Origin of the sequence: Candidatus Proelusimicrobium excrementi, assembly GCF_937881865.1 — a bacterium.
In the GTDB taxonomy this organism is placed as follows: Bacteria; Elusimicrobiota; Elusimicrobia; order Elusimicrobiales; family Elusimicrobiaceae; genus Proelusimicrobium; species Proelusimicrobium excrementi.
This window is the reverse complement of record NZ_CALGEO010000126.1, coordinates 1-2,927: the sequence shown is the minus strand read 5'-3', so window position 1 is coordinate 2,927 and position 2,927 is coordinate 1. Positions and strand designations below refer to the sequence as shown.

General features: G+C 48.3%; 3 protein-coding genes. All 3 read left to right on the top strand.

What is annotated here, in order from left to right:
- Positions 1–195: 195 nt before the first annotated feature.
- The 3 genes from gap to secG all read left to right on the top strand — a co-directional run bounded on the left by gap (position 196) and on the right by secG (position 2,826).
- Positions 196–1,218: a type I glyceraldehyde-3-phosphate dehydrogenase gene (gene gap / locus ACQY26_RS05960; RefSeq protein WP_428048233.1), complete on the top strand. Its 1,023-nt coding sequence runs from the start codon at positions 196–198 to the stop codon at positions 1,216–1,218.
- Positions 1,219–1,304: 86 nt separating this feature from the next.
- Positions 1,305–2,507, top strand: a complete 1,203-nt coding sequence (locus ACQY26_RS05955) for a phosphoglycerate kinase (protein WP_428048232.1) — start codon at positions 1,305–1,307, stop codon at positions 2,505–2,507.
- A gap of 19 nt (positions 2,508–2,526) precedes the next feature.
- Positions 2,527–2,826, top strand: coding sequence for a preprotein translocase subunit SecG (gene secG, locus ACQY26_RS05950; protein WP_428048231.1), 300 nt, complete (start codon positions 2,527–2,529; stop codon positions 2,824–2,826).
- The last annotated feature ends 101 nt before the right edge of the window (positions 2,827–2,927 follow it).

The following is a 2,927-nucleotide window of genomic DNA, read 5'->3' as shown; positions in this document are numbered from 1 at the left end:
ATACAATAGAGGATGGAAAAAAACCGCCCTTTGACATGAATTTTCGGCACAATTTTGTTGAAAATACATAGGAAGAAATATTGATTTTTGTTTATATTATATGTTACAATTTAAACACTCAGCAAAGCATATTATGGCTTTTGCCGGGATTATTATCATTTATTTTGTCAATCAAATTAATTGGAGGATATTGTAATGATTAAAGTTGGCATCAATGGTTTCGGCCGCATCGGTTCTCTGGCATTCAGAGCAGCCATCCAGTCTGACGACATCGAGGTCGTTGCTATCAGCGCTCCCAACCACCCCGCTTCCCATGTTGCATACTGCGTAAAGTATGACACCGTTCACGGCCGTTTCCCCGGTGAAGTCTGCAGCAACGACGAAGAGAGCACCATCACCGTCAACGGCAAGGTCGTCAAGATCCTTTCCGACAAGCAGTACCGTGACGCTTCCCTCATTCCCTGGGGCGAGCTGGGTGTAGACTATGTTCTCGAGTGCACCGGCGTTTACCTCACCAAGGAAAAGGCTCAGGCTCACATCGATGCCGGCGCAAAGGTCGTCATCATGTCCGGCCCTGCAAAGGACGACACCCCCATGTTCGTCTGCGGCGTCAACCTGGACAAGTACACCCCCGACATGCAGTTCGTTTCCAACGCTTCCTGCACCACCAACTGCCTGGCTCCCATGGCCAAGGTCATCAACGACAATTTCGGCATCATCGAGGGTCTCATGACCACCGTTCACTCCACCACCGCCACCCAGAAAACGGTTGACGGTCCTTCCATGAAGGATTGGAGAGGCGGCAGAGCCGCTTCCGGCAACATTATTCCTTCTTCCACCGGCGCGGCCAAAGCCGTGGGTAAAGTCATCCCCGAGCTTAACGGCAAACTTACCGGTATGTCAATGCGCGTTCCCACCTTGGACGTTTCCGTCGTGGACTTGACCGTAAACTTGGCCAAACCGGCCACCTATGCGGAAATCTGCCAAGCCATGAAAGAAGCTTCCGAAGGCGAACTTAAAGGCATTTTAGGTTATACGGAAGATGCGGTCGTTTCCTCCGATTTCTTGGGCGACAAACGCACTTCCATCTTCGACGCCAAAGCCGGCATCGCTTTAACGGATACTTTCGTAAAAGTGGTTTCTTGGTACGATAACGAAATCGGCTACTCCAACAAAGTGCTTGATTTAATCGCTCACATGGCGGTCGTAAACAAATAAGTTTGAAGTAAAACAAGGGCGGGGCCAAATGCGGCTCCGCCCGTCAGATTTTATAAATTTTAAAGATTGATTCCGGGGAAAATAAAATGAACCTTAATGATATTGTAAAAATACAGGATGTAAACTTAGACAATAAAACCGTATTGGTCAGAGTGGATTATAACGTGCCTTTGAAAGACGGCAAAGTGGATAACCCTAAACGCATTACCGCTACGGAAAAAACCGTTAAATATCTTTTAGGGAAAGGCTGCAAAGTAGTATTGATAGCTCACTTGGGCAGACCTAAGGGCAAAGTCGCGCCGGAATTTTCCTTGGCTCCCGTCGCCCCGGAAGTTGAAAAAATTATGGGCGTTAAAGTGCATTTCGCTTCTGACTGCGTAGGCGCGGTCGCGGAAGAAGCCGTCAAAAACGCCAAAAACGGGGAAATCGTCCTCTTGGAAAACCTCCGCTTCCACCCCGAGGAAGAAAAGAACGACAAAGCTTTTGCGGCTCAGCTTGCCAAACTCGGCGAGTTTTTTGTTCAGGAAGCTTTCGGAACAGTACACAGAGCGCACGCTTCAACCAGCGCAATAACCGAATTTTTACCCAGCGCGGCCGGTTTCTTAATTCAGAAAGAAGTTGAATTCTTAGGCGGCGCGCTTGAAAACCCCTCCCGCCCTTTTGCGGCCATTATCGGCGGAGCGAAAGTTTCCGATAAAATTATGGTTCTTAACAACCTTTTGGATAAAGTCGACGTGCTTATCGTAGGCGGCGGCATGGCCTATACGTTTAACGCGGCCTTGGGCTACAACGTATCCAACTCTTTGTTGGAAGAAAATAAAGAAGAAGAAGCCAAAGCCATTATGGCCAAAGCCAAAGAAAAAGGCGTCAAACTGCTTCTGCCGGTTGACAATATCGCCGCGAAAGAATTTGCCGAGGGCGTACCGACCGTTACGACCGACAGCCCCAATATCCCCGAAGGCTATATGGGCTTGGACATCGGCCCCAAAACAATCAAATTGTTTGAAGAGGCTTTAAGCGAATGCAAAACGATTTTCTGGAACGGCCCGGTAGGCGTTTTTGAAATGCCGACTTACGCCAAAGGCAGCTTCGCCATTGCGGAAACTTTGGTAAAACTTACGGAAAAGGGCGCGATTACGATTATCGGCGGGGGCGACAGTTTGAACGTACTTAAGAAAGCAAAAATTTCGTCCTCAAAAGTATCCCATGCTTCCACCGGCGGCGGAGCCAGCATGGAATTTGTAGAAGGCAAAGAATTGCCCGGCCTTACGGCGTTACTTAAAAAATAACTCAGGAGAATAAAACATAATGTATACATTAGCTTTAGTCTTGCAGTGGATAGCCTGCATATTGCTTATTATGCTGATACTGATGCAAAGCGGCAAAGGTTCTGCGGCCGGGATATTCGGCAGCTCCAACAGCGACAGCGTATTTGCCGGTCCCACTGCCACCACGTTTATAACGAAACTTACGGCGGCGGTAGCTTTGGTGATAATGATTACCTCAATATTCTTGACGGTAAACGTTTCTAAACGCGGGATGACCTCCGTAGTAGACAGCGTGCAAATACCTGTAAGCGCGCCTGCCTCGGCGCCTGAAGGCAAATAACATTTAAGCCCCGCTTCGGTGGGGCTTTTTAATGGATATCTTGTTAAAAATAGGCCTAAAGGCCTATAAGGAGATAGGGCCAAAGAACCTTGAAGAGTGCG

Excerpts from the sequence above, each read along its gene's own strand:
- ACQY26_RS05955 (WP_428048232.1), top strand. The coding sequence starts at position 1,305 with ATGAACCTTAATGATATTGTAAAAATACAGGATGTAAACTTAGACAAT.
- gap (WP_428048233.1), top strand. The coding sequence starts at position 196 with ATGATTAAAGTTGGCATCAATGGTTTCGGCCGCATCGGTTCTCTGGCA.
- secG (WP_428048231.1), top strand. The coding sequence starts at position 2,527 with ATGTATACATTAGCTTTAGTCTTGCAGTGGATAGCCTGCATATTGCTT.